Genomic DNA, 17,102 nt, shown 5'->3' with positions numbered 1-17,102 from the left:
AGTGATAGATTAACTCTCCTTATAAAAAGATGAGTACTATTATGAAAAAGTTGTTATTACTCGTTGGTTTAACTATTTCTACAGTTTCAATGCCGACATTGAGTCATCCCGGACGTACAGCTTCTGACGGTTGTCATTATTGTCGAACAAACTGTTCAGCTTGGGGTGTTCCTACGGGGTCAAGACATTGTCACGTTCATGCTGAACCTACTAATAAAGATCTGGAAAGTTCTGAGATAGTAAAAAAGCATAGCGACGACGATGGGCAGTTTGTAACTATAAAGCATGATGATGTATGGACAACATTCATATCAACAGCAGTAAAAGCTGACGATATGTAGCAAAGCACTTGCACGTACTGTTGATTTTAATAAGCCGGACTCATTGAGTTCGGCTTTTTCATGGCTTAAACTACATCGATAGCTTCAGGCCAAATAAAGTAAGGACCAAATCGTTTGCTGTATTTGAATTCAGCACCTTGTTCTTTGCCTGATTCAGTTAAAGTGTGTTTCCCATCTTCTAACGAGAGATACCCTTTCGACACACAGGCTTGAAGAAAATCGTCAGTTTTTAGCTTATGTTTCTTTGCGAGTTTAGAAGACGTAACTTTCGTTTCTTCAAAAACTGCATTTGATTCATCACTAATTGCAGGTTCAGCTGCGTCAGATGAAACCTTTTCTAGTGAAATCCTAACTTCATCACTAATACGAATAATACGTTGAGCTTCTTCATAAGAGTCTTTGTAAATCTCTGAGTCTTCATCTCTGTCGATGAAGATACCCATTTCATTATTATTTACTTGACTGAACTCATATAGGTTTAAGCTAGTGATGATACAAGAGCTTTCGTTAATGTAGCACTTAGCGTGAAGGTTTTTACAGAAACTAGTACGGATGTAAGATAAACCTTTAAGCCAGTTAATCTCATCTGGTTGTAGTTCGCTTTTTCCATAAACAATTCTGATGTCGATTTTTAATCGATCTTTATCTTCTAGTAGCTCTCTGATTCGGTCATTAAGTTTCAAAAAAGGGCTGATGAGTATCAACCTTTCAGATGCATTCTTAATAAGTTCTTCTAAATAGTAGTTTGTAGCACTTGTGTTTAAAAACTTAGCCATTTCATATCCTTGACATATAAAATCTAACGCATACAAATTACGACGAGAACACAGTTAAAGCAAGTTGGTCATTTGATACATCAAACATGACGCACAATATCTGATTATGTTTGGTATGAAAGGCACAACCTATTGTTTATTCTGATTTTATCAATGCTATTAGACGTCGATGCACTGGTTTGGTCTTGTTAAGGCGATAGGCAAAATCAAAAACTAGGATGAGAAAAGTATGGTTTATCAATGCGAATTCAAAGTATAAATTACATTAACTAACACGACGTGACTCTTGTTGATAAGGTGACCATGACTGGTGCAAAGAGGTGTCTTGTTTGTGGATTAGCCAGTCCTCCTTTTTGGTCATATCAAGGAGAAAGAAGCCGGACTCATTGAGTTCGGTTTTTTAACAACAAAAAAGACTACAAACTAACTATTTCCCCATAGCATCCTTTTGTTCTTGAATGACGTTGCGGCATTTTCTAAGGAAGGCATGAGAGTTAATTTAGATATATCTAACCTATATAGAAGCTTCAATAATTCTTTAGCTTCTGACGACGGTAATGATAGACGAACGGTTGGAGGACGTGCGTAATTTAATGACTTCGAGCGTTCACTGATCACAGTTTCTTCCAAAGTCGGCCACCGTTTTTTTGCTTTATAAAAATGATTAGACGTGTTCACTAGGGTGAATAAACCTCGTTGCGCGCGTAAAAAATTGTTATTAACTTTGGGCGTCGAGATTAAGTTTATACTTTCAATATTTTTGATTATGTTGGTATTAATACAAAGAATGGAAAAATGAGTATCCGGTGCATTGTTTAACGCTGAATTAGCGGCGAAATAGGCAGCTACAAAAGGAGACTCAGTCCAATCTAATAAACGAGTCGGTACACCATGGTGTTGTGCCAAAGCAATACTAGGGAGAAGTTGGTGATCGAATGTATCATCGTCTTCAGTTACTACTCCTTTGAAAAGGTTGTAATCAATAGGAGTCTGTAAACCGATATGATCAGCAGCTTCTAGAAATAGATATACAGAGCGAATTTCTGCATGATTATGAAGTTTCAAGTATTGGCCAACATCACTTCGATTTACTGGAGATTGAGGCGTGAAATCCTTCAAGCTACTTTCGTCACGGTGAGCAGTTGGCAATAGAGACCAGGACTTGTTACCTTGTCCACGAAAAATATAGTTACAAACATATTTTTCACTCACATCAAATAAGCTTTTTGGGTTGAAAATGTTATCACCTAAGAGTTCATCAATAAGCTCTTTTGCTGATTCGTAAGTAATATCTATGTCGTACATGAGTAAAACTCTTAAAGTATAAGCCATTAAAATAGTTTCTAGCGAGAGTCTTCAGTTTTAGAAGTTCCGAACTTAAACTAACATGGTAAGTCTACTAGAGTTTTCTATTGACTAACAATCACTTATCTCTAGGCGTGTAAAAACTAGCGCGCAAGCTTGCAACTAGAGCAGGGCTATGTGAGTGCTGATAGATAGGTCGAATTTACCTCCGTGATACATCACGGGGAGTCACCGTGAAGAATATTATAAGGATGGATAACTTTCTAGAAGGGCAAACGTACATAAATAGGATGTGAATGAGTTCAAATTCTACCCAACAATGGTTGGGTGGACGACATATCTTTCTTTCGTTCCCCTTGAAAACCTTTCTTGGTGCCTATATATGCATATATGCAATGTTGCATAATTTAAAGGAGGTTTTTCCGATGAACGATTGGGATTACGTGAATTTTAGCGAAGTTCATGAAATGAATTATCATTTAGGGCTAGTTGGTAAATCGAAATCTGAAGACAACAGAAAGTACCTAAGAGATAACACTCAATGGACAGCAAAGAACAAGTTGGACAAAACACGCATTACACACACTGAGTTTAAACCCTTTGTTGTAGCCGATAAGCCGTATTTGCAAGATCCAGCTTAACGCGGGAATTGTAGATAAAGACGTCTCCCATGAGGAGGCGTTCTTCGTGACAACACAGCACTACTTGTTAAGCGTTTTGGTTCTATTCAGTTATATCCCCCCATAAATACCACTTTGAGTCTTATAATCTGAGTTAGCCCAGCTTTAACGCCTCTGGACACTTTCGAACTAGAAATTGTCACGGTAAACATTCTACCTATCAAGATTCTTGATGTTTATTAGCTATTGTCTTTGCTATTTGGCGAAATATCAATAACTAAAGGGATTGCAAAGTAAGTTGTGGGAAGCTAACGCGATAAGTAAAATTAGCGCTAACTAAAATGTCTTATTTTTGGCTAATATTACATGAGGTTACGTTAAATCTGGCTCTATTTATCTCTAACTTGAACCATTGTTGATTTATACAGATCAGTAAATGTTGGTTCCTCATCTCGATTATGAATGAACACAAAAACGGATCAGATAAACAATGTAGATAAGGGCAACTCGACAGCACCTTATGACTGTGAACCATGTTATAAAAATAATCCTTAATCTCCTCTTTCACTTTCAAAGTTGGAGATAAAGCCGAACCACTATTAAATCAACGAGAATATATAATGTTAGAACAATTAGAGATGATTCTTTTAAGCCTAAGTGCTGGGGTTGTAAGCACCCTAGTAGCAGTGCTAATCATCGGTGTATTCTTTGTAGCAATCTGGCTAGGAAAGAAAGGCAGAAACAGAGATTTCGTTAACTACGCACCAACTCTTTTAACCACATTGGGTATATTCGGTACGTTCTTCGGGATTGTGCTTGGCTTGTTAGAGTTCGATCAAAGCAATATCGAAACAAGCATACCTCCACTTCTAGCTGGTCTTAAGACAGCGTTCATAACGAGTCTGATGGGGATCTTCGCATCTCTATTACTTAAGACGCTCAGCACTATTCCTCTCTTCAAACCCAAAAAAGCGAAAGAGCAAAAACTTGGCGCGACACCGGAAGATATTCTTTCTGCAATACAGTCTCAATCCACAGAAACAAAGGCTTTGAAAGATGCTCTAGTCGGTAACGAAGAGTCTACGTTGCTTGGTCAATTCAAGATGATTCGCAGCGACATAAACGACAATGCTAAGCTATCCCGAAAGACGCTTGATGAAAGGGCCGAAACTGAAGAAGAGAGATTTAAAGAGTTTTCCACGAATTTGTGGCTCAAGATGCAGGAGTTTGCCGATGTCTTGTCGAAATCTGCGACAGAGCAGGTTATAGAGGCGCTTAAGCAGGTTATTACTGACTTCAATAGCAATCTGACAGAGCAGTTTGGCGACAACTTCAAACAGCTAAACGAGGCAGTGTTGCTTCTCGTTAGGTGGCAAGAAGATTACAAAAACCAACTCGAGAAAATGCAGAGCCAGTATGAGCTGGGCGTAAAATCAATTGCCTCTACCGAGTCTTCGGTCGCGACAATCAGCGAGCACAGTAAAGTGTTACCTGAAGCTATGATTCAACTTAAAGAAATCATGGAGGTCTGCAATCACCAAATATCTGAGCTTGAGAGTCATCTTGGTGCATTCAGGGATATGAGAGACAAAGCGGTTGAAGCCGTGCCGGAGATTCAAAACCAGATAGAGAATGTGGTGAGTAGTATATCTAAATCAGTCGAGACTGCTAATACCCACTATGCCGATATGCTCACTGAAGCCGAGAAAGGCATAAACAATGTCAGCGAAAAGCTAATAGAGAGCTCTGAAACTATCGGCAAGTCTATAGATTTGGCTGCAACTGAATTTACAGATAATGCAGCTAGAACGAACGAAAGCCTCAAAACAAGCTCCGACTACCTTCAAGACCAAACTGGAATTATCAAGCAGCACCTAGAAGACGCTGTTTCTGATCTGAATAACACTATGCGCGGCATGATTGAAATGCTAGTTACTGATGCCAAGCAGATGTCAGAAACGATGACCACCGCTAACCAGAACCTAGTTACCGATACCAACAAAGTGTCTGAGGCGATTGTTAATTCGGCAGATAAGTTACAACAAAGGTTGTCTGACGTTATCGACGAGGCATCAACTCAGCAAATTAATCAAGCTAGACGCACGTTCGAGGCGATGGAAGAGAGTATTCGAAACCAAGTCGGGTTAACTGGCGAGGCGGTAGATTCTCAGCTCAAGTTGATTGATGAGTCTATGCAGCAAGAGATTAACCGTGTCATTACTGAGATGGGACGAGCTCTTACTCAGGTGACAGGCAAGTTTGTAGAGGATTATGTGAAGCTGACTCAGGCAATGAATGAGATCGTTAACGAGCGAGTTGCCTAATGGACAAGATATTCGGTAAAAGCAATGCCGCCGAAGAGGAGAATGGAGAGCATTGGCTTTCCATCTCAGACCTAATGGCCGGCTTAAGGATGGTGTTTTTATTTATCGCCATCGTATTCATGCTCAAGACTCAGAAAGAAAGCCAGAAGATAAAAGATGTAGCAGTTGCCTATCAAGAGAACCAAGTTGCCATTTACGATGCTTTAGTGAATGAATTCAAAGGCGATTTGGATTTATGGGGAGCAGAGATTGATAAGGAAACTCTGTCATTCAACTTCAAGTCACCTGACGTACTGTTCGCAAACAACCAGACAAAGATTAAGCCTGCTTACAAGAGGATCTTAAATCAGTTCTTCCCACGCTATATCGAGGTTCTTAAGCCGTTTCGCGACTCGATTGATGAAGTGAGAATTGAGGGGCACACATCTAGCGCAGGTCTTAGAGGCTCAACCAAAGAGCAGGCTTATTTTTACAATATGAGGTTGTCACAAGGTAGAACGCGCTCCGTTTTGCAATACGGCTACAGCTTAATGCCGGAAGAGTCAGATTGGATAACTTCCAGAGTAGCTGCGGTTGGGTTCTCTTCCTCGAGGTTGGTCAAAGTAGACGGGTTAGAAGACCCAGAGAAATCACGTCGAGTCTCGTTTAGAGCCGTTACAAACGCTGACATACAGATAAAACAAATTCTTGGTGAGAACTGATGAAGTTAAATATCGACTTTGGCGCCCTGTATAAAGCTATTGCCCCGTTGGGGGCAGTGAGATCTGATTTTACCTTAACAAGGCGCTCAGACAATCTAGAGAGCGTTACTCGTGGTCTAGTTCAAGGCAAGGTACTAGGTAAAGACATTCAGTTAGATGAGATTGACGGCTCAAATGGTGTACTAAGTTACGACGGTCATCAGGTAATGCTCTACATACCCGACCAGGGGCCAAGCATAAGCGAAGTTATTAGTAACGGTAAGTGTAAGTCTGCAAGGCGTGTTCATGTCGCAGAGTGTAAAACAATAATTGATATGCGCGAAAAAGGGCGTTTTCACAATAGATATGTGGTGACAAGTCGAAGCGATGGCAAGTTTCCGGTCTTTGGTCGTTCTTTTCACTCAGGTCAGGACTCAAAGGGTGAATCTGATTTATCACCATGCATTATGTGTATGAAGGAACTGAATGTAGAGGGCTATACCGAGAAGACATACGAGGAGCAGAAATCGTTCATTATCAATTTCTCGTTCGTGAGGTTGTTTGAGTCATACAGTTCCCACTTCGAGACAATACCAACCTCTACTGCCGATTACTACAGTGGTGGGTACTCTCCTGATTGGGCATCGATATCATCGAGCTTCAGAAGCGAACTGAATTACACCTGTCAACATTGCAGTGTTTGCCTAAAAGATCACAAAAAGCTACTTCACACTCACCATGTTAACGGGAACAAGGCAGACAACAAGAGGGCGAACCTTAGAGCCTTGTGTGCTGACTGTCACAGGAAACAGCCTCATCATGGTCACTTGTGCGTGAGCAACGAGACAACTTTGACCATCAACAAGCTAAGGGAAGAGCAGGGCGTTGTAACTCCGTTTGACAGCTACCAAGATCTAATGCTTTATGCCGATCCTGCTCTTGTTGGCTTAATATCAAAGTGTCAAAAGAATCGACTTCCCTGTGGCAAGGTTGGCGTAAGTAAGAACATAAAGGGAAATGAAGTCTCTATTGACTTGTGTTGGGATAATCAGAAAGTGGCGGTGGTGATTAATCACAAGAGCTCTAGAGAGCTTAAAGGCGCAGGATGGTCGGTATATACAGTTCAAGACGCATTAGATAGATTTGATTTGTTTCAAGGCGAGGTTAGATAGCCAATTCCTTTTTCATATTTTCACTCGAGCCAGACCATTGGTTTTGCCCTTTGATTTAAACTATCAATATGAGTTGATTTTTCTGTTCGTTAGAACTAACATAGCTTTACTACCTACCCATTATCTCGTGTGGCTTGACCCCAGATACTGGGAGAAATTGCCACTCTTTAGAGTGGTTTTTTCATTTCTGCAGCTAAGAAAAATAATAATGAAAACCAGAGTTTATATTGATGGTTATAGTTTTTACTACAATTGCCTGAAAGGGACACACTTTAAATGGCTTAATATTCATGAGTTACTTGAAAAGTATGTTCTACCTCGTTCTCATGGCAACAATTTTACCTTACATGAGATTGACCCCATAAAGTTTTTCACCGCAGAAATCCTTCCTAATGTAGCTTCTGATCCAAATTCGATCAACGATCAACGTTCTTATCATAAAGCTTTGAAAATTGTTTGTGGTTCTAATATCAAGAAGATTCCAGGAAAGTATCAGTGTGGTCCTGTTACATACCCAGCTTTTGAATTGGATAAAAATGGTAAAGAGATATTACCTAAAGATTCTAGTCGAGTTAAAGTTTGGAAGCTTGAAGAGAAGAAAAGTGATGTCAATGTTGCTGTTGAAGCTGTTTTTGATGCTCTGACCGATCCTGAGCTTGAGCAAATTGTGTTTGTAACTAACGATACCGATATTTTGCCAGCTTTAGAAAAAATAAAAGCTTTCAATGATATCTCTGAGCGTAAAGTTAAGATTGGTTACATTGCGCCGATTATTGAAAATCACCCCAATCGTACTCCGAATGGTGAATTGGTAAATATTGCAGATTGGACAGTACGATTCATTCAAGAATCTGAGTTGATTTCATCTCAACTCCCTCCTTACGTGGCAAATAAGCGAGGACCTGCAATTAAACCGATATCATGGTTTAAGTATCCTGTTAAAGTAGATGAAATATTAACTCTGTTATCAGAAAAGAAAGTGCTAGGTTCAGTACCTAAAGCTTGGAAACAGTATCTTATTACGGAACCACACTATAAGGCTCAGGGATTACCAGACTACAATTGTTCTTTTGCTGACTTGTTAAATGACGAACAAGGGATCGAAGATGTTCTGATTCACGCTAGAGCCTTTGCTGAGTTCAAACGAAATCAATCTAATGAATAGATGTTAAGAAAGTAGGTTTTATTTGACCAGAATTGACTTGTTATATAAATCTATTTTTGGCTTGAAAGTTTCTTTGTTCTAGTTCTTTAAATTGCTCAAGAGCATATCTGTCGTCAACTCAAACATAACCTTTGGTAGGGTAAACCAACAGCTTAAAATTGCTTTTGTACCGGGCAAGGGTATTGCTCTTTGAGCCCCATTGTTAAGTAATAACCGATAGACCCGTTAATGCCTGGTTTACCGTATTTTTTAATATTACGTTCAATTTGGTTATTAATCAGCTCCATTAACTCTTCGGTTTTCCAATTCCGTAATGTTTCGCGGTTTACCTGGCTTTTCATTGGCAAGCAATAATCGATACGTTGATTGTGAGCGTCTAAGCGCGTGGTATAAAGATTTATGGTATCCGCGGCGACACGAACGCCGATCAATAAATCTCGATACTCAGGGCTATCGGGATCTTGATAGTGCTCAACGTAGTAACCCATACTAGCAGGGTTCTTGCTGCTGATGGGGCGATCAATTTCTGGAATTTGATTATTGGCTAAACTCGAAAAAGAGCACCATGTGATTAAGCCTAATATGGTCCATTTATTCATTACTAATCCTCCATTTTATACTGTGTATAATACTAGGTTGTTTTGATATCTCACTTGGATTGCTCAATAATTAACCATTATTTATAGATTAAGAATGGGTTTGATCCTACTCCTTCTTTGTTGGCTGCAAGGTTGATGGTGGCTCAACACGCTTGCTGGTGCCCTCAAATTGTTCACGTGTTTCATCCACGATTTGTGAGTGGTTGTCGGGGTTGTAATAACGCTCTGTGCCGCCGCGTTTCTGATGCTGCTCCAGCACCGTTTGACCGGTATTACCTAGAGCCTGGCCTTTAAATTGTTCCCCCACCATCGTTTGCCACTCGGCTTGGGTCGGCTCAGGGTTAAAGGCTTGTTCGTGCTCTTCTTGAGTGGGTACGCTGGCGAGCACAAAATCTTTAAACGTGTCGGTTGTTTTAAATTTTTCCCATAAGTCAGCGCGATCTTGACGAGCATCGTCGCCCTGTCCCGTTAGTATGAGTCCTGATTCGTCTTTCGTACGCCCGTTTTCAACAAACGCTTGGAATGGTTTTTCCAGTTTCTCAGTCAGGCTGGCCAGATGACGTTGCTCTTGGCTGTTGACTTGGCTGAGCGTATCGACCTCTTGTTGAGATTGTGTCGTGGACGTTATCAAGCCTTGTGTCTCACTAAAGTTCGCCGTAAAGCCAGTGGCGTAAGTGCCCATCTCCGTATTACGTTCGTCGGCCGTGAGGCGGTTGCTCGCATCGATGGTTTGGTTGGCACCAGAGCGGTAGGATTCGATAGCGGCTTGCATTTGGCTTTGTTGCTCGTTGCTCATGCTGCTGAGCGTTTCGCGGTCTTCCTGTGTCCATTTTTGTCCCGTGGACGCGTTCACACTCCCATTAAACCCTACGGCGTCACCGAGAGCGCCGCTTGACAGTCCTGCATTCACGTCATAACCGCCGTACGCAGAGTGTAAGAAGGCATTCGCTTTCTCATGGCTCCATCCGGTTGCCGCACTGACTTGCTCAGTGGCGGAGCTGACCTGCTCTAAGCCTTTTGATGCTGCAGCAGTTGCACCGTGTCCATGAGTTAAACCGTAACCTTGGGTTGAAGAATAACTCTCTTTCCAATCGGCCATCAATTGAGAGCCACTTTGTGTGCTTTGTGACAAGGCCGTTTGTTGTGTCGAGAGGTTGGATTGAGCGCTAGTGTGCAAGTCTTGCACCGCTTCACTGTATTGACTAGAGCTGGCGACATTCCACTGGAAATTCGACGCGGTAGGGCTAGTGTCATACACCGTTCTATCACCGTATTGCGTTGAAAGCATACCGTCTTCGCTTTGAGTGGTACTGCCGTGTTGTTTCAGCAATGTCGACGTATCAAACTTATTGCCATTGACGTTATTAAACGTGTGGGTCTGCATTTGCGTATTACCGTGGCTGATGTCACCGCTTGAGGCCGCTGCCGACGTACGGGCATTGGTTTGGTTTATCATCCCCGCCAGTTGGTAGTTTAAGCTGCTCATCATGGCCGCTGCGCCCTTGGTTAACGCCAAAGCAATCGCGGGGGTGGACATCATCAAGTATCCGGTAATGGAGGCGTAACGCGTGTTGACGTAATCAATGCCGCTCATGTTCGAGAGGGTAATGCCGCGTAACCCTTGTGTCGCGCCCTGGGTCGCCCCTTCTAAGAACCACATCATTATAGCGTTGAGGATGGTGAATATCATAGGCCAAGTGGCCAGATAGAAAAAACTGCCAACGTAGTTTTTAAGGACAGGCAGCGCCATATGTGGCAGCAAGGCAATGATGGCAATGATCGCCCCAAAGCAGACAAACAAAATCACTCCTATCGAGTGCATCATTGGAATGAACTCTTTGGCTTGCAGCCCAATGTTGGCCCACATGGTGGTGGTTTGCATTTGGTTGGCGGTGTAGGCGTAGTTGGCCGCGATACCTCGGTGCGTGTTTTCGATGTTCCATCGCGTCATGTTGATGACCATGTTCTGTTTTAAAATATCGACCGCGTTGTTACTGACCCCAATTAAATCTTGGTGACTATTCTCGATGGCGTTTCTTAAGAACGTTGATTGGATGTTGCTCTCTCGTCCCAAGATATACGCGCCCAGTTTATTCATGGTTTGATTGGCCTCTTCATCAAATTGTTGAGTGAGTTCAGGAAACGCGTCGCGGCAGGTTCTGTATTGACCCTGGGGGTTATAGAGCCCACGAATGGGGGACATCGATTTTGTGGCGAGAAAACCCAGCAAATCCGGTGCTTGCAGGATGTTTTGCATGGTGTATTTTTTGTTAATTCGAATGTCTCCGACGATGCAGTTGTGATAAAAGTCTTTCCAATAGCGTTGCAGATCAATGGTTTCGGCGTTGGCGCTACGAAGCAACGTGTATAAATTCGAACCAAACACCATGCCTGAGGAGCTGTAGCTTTCATCCTCTGTACTGCTAAAGACGATTTCAATGCCTTCGGTTAAGCCGTGCATGAACGTGGTGGCCGCCCAACCGGGTATTGCGACGATGTAAGGCACGTTATTCACGTAATAAATGCGCATAGGATTTTGCGCGTCATTGATATGGACGGTGGCTTTCATGCTGATAAGAAAAGTGGGGATAGCCAAGTAAATGAACATAAAACGCATCACATGTTTCGCGTCTCGAGACACAAAAAATAGGGTGGCACTGATGATAAAGGCCAGTTGTAAGGCGATTTCGATTAACGAGCCAAAGGTGTTGGTGGTAAAAAAAGTGGCGACGGCGTTCAAGGCTCGTTGTAATTGAGGGCCTGCGCCATAGAGATAAAAGTCTAAGGTCATTGGGGATCTCCTTTAATGGCCAAAGGTGAGGTTCGATAGGGTAGCGTCACTTGCCGATTGGCTAAGGAGCTTTCGTTTGCGTTTTAAGCGCTCAGTGAGGGCTAAGTACGCGTTCAATTTTGTTTTGTGACGGTCTCGAATGGTTTGTAAGTAATCCCTTGCACTGTTGATGCCTTCGAGAGTGCGATTGACGTCGGTTGGGTTAACCGAAGCGAGGTTGGTCATGGATTGATTGACGATCATCAGCATGTTGTTGAGATAGGCATGCAAGAGATCGGCGGCAATATTTTGAGCGTATAAATGGCTTTCTGGTTGTAGGTTGAGGTGCGCATCATCAATGAGCATTGCTAAGATAGGAATGTCACTGAGTTCAACAAAGCTCTTCTCTGAGTCGGTGATAGGTTGGTCAGATTGTAAGTAGGCATAGAGCGTATCGACGGTGTGGCGCACTTTGGCGTTAAAGGCTTGGCTTTCATTTAGGCTGATGGCGCTTAGGCTCATCGAAAGGCAGGTCTCGGTGTTGTCGCATCGATACACCTCCAAATCCCCTCCGGTCAAAAGGGCGTTAATGGCGGTGTCGTTACCCACTAACATGGCCGGAATGTAGCTTGGCGTCCCCTGCGCGTCGTAAATGACGGTGCCAGTGAGGCTTACGATAAACTCGGCGACCTCTTGATTGTCTTGAAGGTAAGCGCTTTTCATGAGCGCATCCCACACCACATTTAAGTTCACTTTCACTGCGTGCGCCGTGGCGTCATCGGTGTTGCTAGCCAGTGTGCTCTGGTTGGTACGGACGTTGCGACATTCGTGTTGCGCTTCTAACCAATCAGCGAAAGCGTTGCTTTGCGTGCCTAGGGTGGCGCAGGCATGTCGCTTGGCTTCCCCATCGGTAAAGGCCGCTAAACCAGAGACCGCCGATTGCGCTACTTGGCAAGAGTTCATCGAGGTGGTGAGGAACTGATCAGCAATGGCTTGCAGTTTGTCCCGATTCTCTTTGATGCTCGGCGCCCAAGTTTGCAGCGCTAAATCCACCGCGAAAGGCACGGCGTTGGCAATGACGGCTTTACCAAAAGCCACCAGTTGGTCAGAGTTAATATGAGAAAAGCCGCCCATAAAGGCGTCAATGCCACCGCACCCTGCGCTGACAGAAGGCAAGGTGATGGCGGCCAGTTGAATGTTTTTGATGTTGGTGCGAGCAAACAAACTGCCCGCATTATAGTAGGTGGCGGATTGACCCTGATAGGCACTTGGGTTCGTGATGTTGCTGTTAAAACTGCTGTCATCCCAAAAGCTGTTCATGGCGTCGCCCAAGCCGCCGGCATGAAGTGAACATGAAAGACTCATTAAGAGAGCCAGGAGGGTAGGTCGCGTCATTGTAAACTCTCCATGATGGCCACATCGGCGCGCAAGGCTTGGTAGCTCTTAAGCAGCTCAGTGTATGGAACATTGCCTTCACTCAAACGCACGTACTTACCATTGCTGACGTTGATTAAGAACGTGGCGGGCGTAATGGCGTTTTTGAGATCCCCAAAAAACGCAGCGGTGATGTCAGAGTTGGTCGGGATAGGCGTCGCGTAACCGGGGATGGGTTGTCCGTCAAAGGAGAAATCGTACACAGGTAGTTGAGTAGTTTGCTCTAGCCGCTTCATGGTTGGGGCAAAGTGGTGACACTCAGCGCACTGACTAAAATGGAAGAACACCAAGGCGTATTGGCCTGTCATCGCATGAGGGGGTTGCGCTTGAGTGAGGGAGGTTGAGGCGAGCGTCATCAGCGTACTCAACAATAACGTGCGGATAAAAGCGTTCATCGGGGCGTCCTTAAGTTAAAAGTCGCTGTCTTGGTAATTGGTCGCGACGTTGTGAAAGCGAGAGAGCAAGTCTTTTTGTGAAATGAAGCCGTAGGCGAGGGGCTTGAGTGCTTTGGTGTGGATATTGGCCAGCATTAAAGCCGGTGTGTAGCGCACCTGTACACGCCCTGTCTTATCAATACGGTTTTCATTAATCGTCTCAAAGGTCTGACCGTCTTTGCTGATCCCGACCAGTTCGATGTGGTACCGGTGGGCAAAGTCTTGGATTGAGGGTGCTAGGGTTTGAGATAAGGCGTCTTGCCCTTCGTAGATGAAGTAGAGGCCCCAACCTTCTTGTACCAATTGACGCACAGTGGCTTCGTTTTTGAGTTGGATACCTTGATAGTACGTCGCTCTTGCGGCTTGCTCTGTGGGGCGGTCTTTGGTGTACGAGTATTCGGGGTGTTCGTTGATGAGCTTTTTGAAGGTCATGCCCGTTTGCGTGGTCTTGCCATCGATGAATTTTTTCAGCTTCATCAATTTTAGATTTTTCTCTTCATCGGTTGGGTTAATGGTGGCATCGTTTAACGCTTCATCAAACGCGCGGTGGAACCATTGCATCTGCTCGGTGGCGCTCATCACGGTAGAGACGCTGTTGGGGGGGAGGCTCTCCTCCTCTTTGGGAGGGACTTTGGGCGCTTTGGTCTCGTTATACCAGCGCCACCCCTTGGGGGGCTCATCGGCGATACTGTGAAAGGCCAATAAAGCCAACAACATTAACGGTAGGGATTTGATTGTTAATCGGTTAATTGAGTTGTTCACCGTTTTTGTGGATAAGTCCTTCATGGTGTGACCTCATTATTGCCAGAAACTCAGCATCTTGTGGGTGCGCGTGTGAAATAACGTCCAAAGTGCTTCATCAATGCCACGCTGTTGTTGGTGCCTCATCATTTCTTGCTTGAGCTGATGGAGTTTTCGTTTGAACAGAAGATGCCGAATAAGGGTGATGGCAAACCCGGTTGTCGACAGGGTGGCCACAAGTAAAGGGAGTAGGGGATCCATATCATGTCCTCATCATTGATTAAGTTAATGGCGATAAGCGCTGTGTAATCGCTCTTGGATTTCTGTGGCCGAAGGCAGGTTGGTGTTGCCGTGCATGTCGTCGTAGAAGTCCGAAAAGTCGAGGCGTTCAAAATCTATGTCTTGAAGCTGCTCGGGGGTAAGGGCGCCGCAAATGGGGTGTTTGGCGGTTCCCAGACTGATGCCAAGTTGACCTTTCGAGCCTTGCTCTTGGATGATGCGCGCCAATTTGCTATCAAAGACGCAGTAGGTCTTCTTTTCCCGGATACACGCGCCTAAGACCTTTTCTGCGCAATAACGGCCAAGGGCTATCGTAATGCCTTGCTCTTTGGCTTGACCGAGCGCTTTCTCTTCATCATTGCATTGGGCTATGCCAATACTCGTGCCCCAACCGCCGTCTTTACAGCAGTCGGCAAAACCAAAAGCGGCGTCTGTGCACTTCATGCCTTTGCCTGTAAATATCTTCGGTGGGTTACCCATACCGTCAGCGGCTTCTGCGAGCGCGGCTAAGGCTGAGGTGCTTTCATTAAAGCGGTTTGAAGTGGTCGCCATGGCTTCAAAGCAATCGCCATCCAGACAAAAGCTCTCTTCTCCACAGATTAATTGGGTGGCACTGCAGCGCCGCTGTGGGCAGGATTTATTGACTTTCTCCTCAATGCACACACCGTTTTGCTGGAGGCTGCAATGGGTTGACGTCGTGGTGCAATCGGCGGGCAGGACGTTGCACGTATTGGGTCGAGTGCATTGGTGCTCAACCCGATACTTCCAGCAATCAAGCGTGGTCGGTATGCCATTAATGATGCGGGTGGCTCGACCTTCAATGCATTGCTGGCGAGTGATCTTGCATGAGTTCATCAGGTTGCATTCTGTTCGCCAAGTAATGTTGTTCTTGATGCAGTTCCCTCCGGATAAGGAGAATCCGTTTGAGCAGCTCAAGGTGACTTTTTTCGTTTGTGTGGTGGGGCGACAAATCTGGTAGCGTTTATACCAGGATTCGTTACTTTTCCAGACAATGTGGTCGGTCTGTTTTAAATCGCCAAGCGTGTAGCCTTGGTTGGGAGAGACAACCTTCCCATCCCAGAAATACGTGGTATCTGACCCTGTAAACCCTCTTGTTCCCCCCGTTTGCCTCACGTAATTGTGATTATCGTGTCGGCATTGTGAGAGAGGGCGTTGGCAATTATCCCCTTGCTTTGTCCAGCCGGATGGGCAGCGGTAGATCACTTCACTAAGGCTCACGGAGGCGACGGGGACTTTGTCACACGGGACCGGGTTGTGAGTTGGTCGGTAGCATTGCTTTGCGATGTTATCAATGACGCATTGCGTGGCGTTGTCACAATCCACGTACTGATTAGACTGACCATGACTGATTTCATAGGCGTTCTCAATGCCAAGGGTGGCGAATCGATACGTGTCATCATTGGGGTTAATGGTGGCACTATTATTGTCAAACCCCTCTTGTATCGCTTGAGCGTGTTCGTTGTTGCCAAACTCCGACGTGGATTGGTTTGTGATTTGTGCATCAGTCATCCCGGCTTCATCAGGCTGTCGGATTTTGCTTTCACACCCTGGATTATTGTCGCTGCAGAAGTCTGACAGGTTAAGCGTCATTTCTGAGTCATTGTAAGCCTCGTTCGGGGTGTTTTTCGCCCACTCCACGTTGTCGTAGAATGTGTTTTCTTGAGGGGCGGCAAGGGTATGAAGGGAGAGTAAGAGAGCAGCGCTGAAAGAGAGAAAAACAAAAAGTAGTGAAAAGGGCGAATTCAAGGGGAACTCCTATTGAGCACTTGTTTGGCGATGTGTCCTACATCGCCTTGGCTTAAAATCGTTAATGCGTTAGGAAGGGAGAGGTTGCCGTGAACCATGTCGTAATCACTTTGCGGGCAAGACGCTTCATTGCACGCTTCTCCAATGGCCACAAACACGGGGACGTGGGTGATGTTAAATTGACGAAACCACTGTGGACTGATGGCAAAACCGCTATCAATGGCCATTTCTTCGTCGTCCGCTTCTAACAAACTCAGTATTCGAGAGGCTGTCGGTACCATGCCTTCTGGCAGTACCCCACGTATCACGAGAGGAACCTGATATTGCTGACTTTGTTTGAGTAGCTGTCTAAGCGCGTTATCTGGCATGGAAAGCGACACAAACACCATCACACCTTGCGCCTTTTTGTTTGGATTTTCCTGAGGCACCCCAAGAACACTCGCCAGTGGCGAGTCTTGCAACACGTTATCGAGGTGTTGATTCATCGACAACGCTTCTTGCTTATGTTGCTGACCTCGTTCAAGAAAGGTGGTCAGTTCACTGTGATTGGTTGGCGCTGCAATGGTCTGCTCTTGCTTGGCAAGCGCTTTGAGCTCTTCTTGAGAGTAACCCTTCTCGGCTGTTGAGAGAGGGCTAACCAGCAGAATAAGTAACAGCCATGAGGCTCTTGGGCTAAATGACATCGTCTCATTTCC

16 protein-coding genes are annotated in these 17,102 nt (G+C 44.6%); 6 read left to right on the top strand and 10 right to left on the bottom strand.

The window, feature by feature from the left end:
• Positions 1-41: 41 nt before the first annotated feature.
• The gene (locus ACED53_RS09815; RefSeq protein WP_133152788.1) at positions 42-341 is read left to right on the top strand and encodes a hypothetical protein; all 300 of its coding nucleotides are present in this window, start codon (positions 42-44) and stop codon (positions 339-341) included.
• Between the two features lie 65 nt (positions 342-406).
• Here the strand turns inward: ACED53_RS09815 and ACED53_RS09810 are convergent, their stop codons facing one another.
• On the bottom strand, positions 407-1,117 hold the full coding sequence (locus ACED53_RS09810) for a phospholipase D family protein (protein WP_017061854.1): 711 nt from the start codon (positions 1,115-1,117) through the stop codon (positions 407-409).
• 423 nt (positions 1,118-1,540) lie between these two features.
• Positions 1,541-2,422, bottom strand: a complete 882-nt coding sequence (locus ACED53_RS09805) for an FRG domain-containing protein (protein ID WP_017061853.1) — start codon at positions 2,420-2,422, stop codon at positions 1,541-1,543.
• Between the two features lie 425 nt (positions 2,423-2,847).
• Between ACED53_RS09805 and ACED53_RS09800 the strand changes: the two genes are divergently transcribed.
• From ACED53_RS09800 to ACED53_RS09780, 5 genes are all read left to right on the top strand, one after another.
• Positions 2,848-3,063: a hypothetical protein gene (locus ACED53_RS09800; RefSeq protein WP_029236513.1), complete on the top strand. Its 216-nt coding sequence runs from the start codon at positions 2,848-2,850 to the stop codon at positions 3,061-3,063.
• Between the two features lie 599 nt (positions 3,064-3,662).
• A complete protein-coding gene (locus tag ACED53_RS09795) occupies positions 3,663-5,366 on the top strand; it encodes a hypothetical protein (RefSeq protein WP_371715245.1) in 1,704 nt (567 codons plus the stop codon).
• Complete coding sequence (locus ACED53_RS09790; protein ID WP_371708850.1) at positions 5,366-6,067, top strand: flagellar motor protein MotB; 702 nt, start codon at positions 5,366-5,368, stop codon at positions 6,065-6,067. Before ACED53_RS09795 ends, ACED53_RS09790 begins: the two co-directional genes overlap by 1 nt.
• Positions 6,067-7,218 carry an HNH endonuclease gene (locus ACED53_RS09785; RefSeq protein WP_017102789.1) on the top strand — a complete coding sequence of 384 codons (1,152 nt, stop codon included), beginning with the start codon at positions 6,067-6,069 and terminating at the stop codon, positions 7,216-7,218. The genes ACED53_RS09790 and ACED53_RS09785 overlap by 1 nt, the downstream gene beginning before the upstream one ends.
• Before the next feature lie 208 nt (positions 7,219-7,426).
• Positions 7,427-8,383, top strand: coding sequence for an NYN domain-containing protein (locus ACED53_RS09780; RefSeq protein WP_102420946.1), 957 nt, complete (start codon positions 7,427-7,429; stop codon positions 8,381-8,383).
• A gap of 152 nt (positions 8,384-8,535) precedes the next feature.
• Here the strand turns inward: ACED53_RS09780 and ACED53_RS09775 are convergent, their stop codons facing one another.
• The 8 genes from ACED53_RS09775 to trbC form a co-directional block, all read right to left on the bottom strand.
• A complete protein-coding gene (locus tag ACED53_RS09775; RefSeq protein ID WP_017102791.1) occupies positions 8,536-8,982 on the bottom strand; it encodes a hypothetical protein in 447 nt (148 codons plus the stop codon).
• A 106-nt stretch (positions 8,983-9,088) separates the two neighbouring features.
• Positions 9,089-11,773 carry a conjugal transfer protein TraG N-terminal domain-containing protein gene (locus ACED53_RS09770; RefSeq protein WP_102579844.1) on the bottom strand — a complete coding sequence of 895 codons (2,685 nt, stop codon included), beginning with the start codon at positions 11,771-11,773 and terminating at the stop codon, positions 9,089-9,091.
• 12 nt (positions 11,774-11,785) lie between these two features.
• Entirely contained in the window at positions 11,786-13,147 is a 1,362-nt protein-coding gene (locus tag ACED53_RS09765; RefSeq protein ID WP_102579843.1) for a conjugal transfer protein TraH, read from the bottom strand.
• The gene (gene traF, locus ACED53_RS09760) at positions 13,144-13,581 is read right to left on the bottom strand and encodes a conjugal transfer protein TraF (RefSeq protein WP_016799993.1); all 438 of its coding nucleotides are present in this window, start codon (positions 13,579-13,581) and stop codon (positions 13,144-13,146) included. Before traF (ACED53_RS09760) ends, ACED53_RS09765 begins: the two co-directional genes overlap by 4 nt.
• 15 nt (positions 13,582-13,596) lie before the next feature.
• Positions 13,597-14,337: a type-F conjugative transfer system pilin assembly protein TraF gene (gene traF / locus ACED53_RS09755; protein WP_080582247.1), complete on the bottom strand. Its 741-nt coding sequence runs from the start codon at positions 14,335-14,337 to the stop codon at positions 13,597-13,599.
• 81 nt (positions 14,338-14,418) lie between these two features.
• On the bottom strand, positions 14,419-14,622 hold the full coding sequence (locus ACED53_RS09750; protein WP_016799995.1) for a hypothetical protein: 204 nt from the start codon (positions 14,620-14,622) through the stop codon (positions 14,419-14,421).
• Positions 14,623-14,646: 24 nt separating this feature from the next.
• The gene (gene traN / locus ACED53_RS09745; RefSeq protein WP_017061844.1) at positions 14,647-16,407 is read right to left on the bottom strand and encodes a type-F conjugative transfer system mating-pair stabilization protein TraN; all 1,761 of its coding nucleotides are present in this window, start codon (positions 16,405-16,407) and stop codon (positions 14,647-14,649) included.
• On the bottom strand, positions 16,404-17,090 hold the full coding sequence (gene trbC, locus ACED53_RS09740) for a type-F conjugative transfer system pilin assembly protein TrbC (RefSeq protein WP_016800267.1): 687 nt from the start codon (positions 17,088-17,090) through the stop codon (positions 16,404-16,406). The genes traN and trbC overlap by 4 nt, the downstream gene beginning before the upstream one ends.
• Positions 17,091-17,102 lie beyond the last annotated feature (12 nt).

The sequence above is a fragment of the Vibrio sp. 1F169 genome, from assembly GCF_041439605.1.
GTDB classification, from domain to species: domain Bacteria; phylum Pseudomonadota; class Gammaproteobacteria; order Enterobacterales; family Vibrionaceae; genus Vibrio; species Vibrio tasmaniensis_A.
The sequence above is the reverse complement of the archived record's forward strand: the minus strand, read 5'-3'. Positions and strand labels throughout refer to the sequence as shown.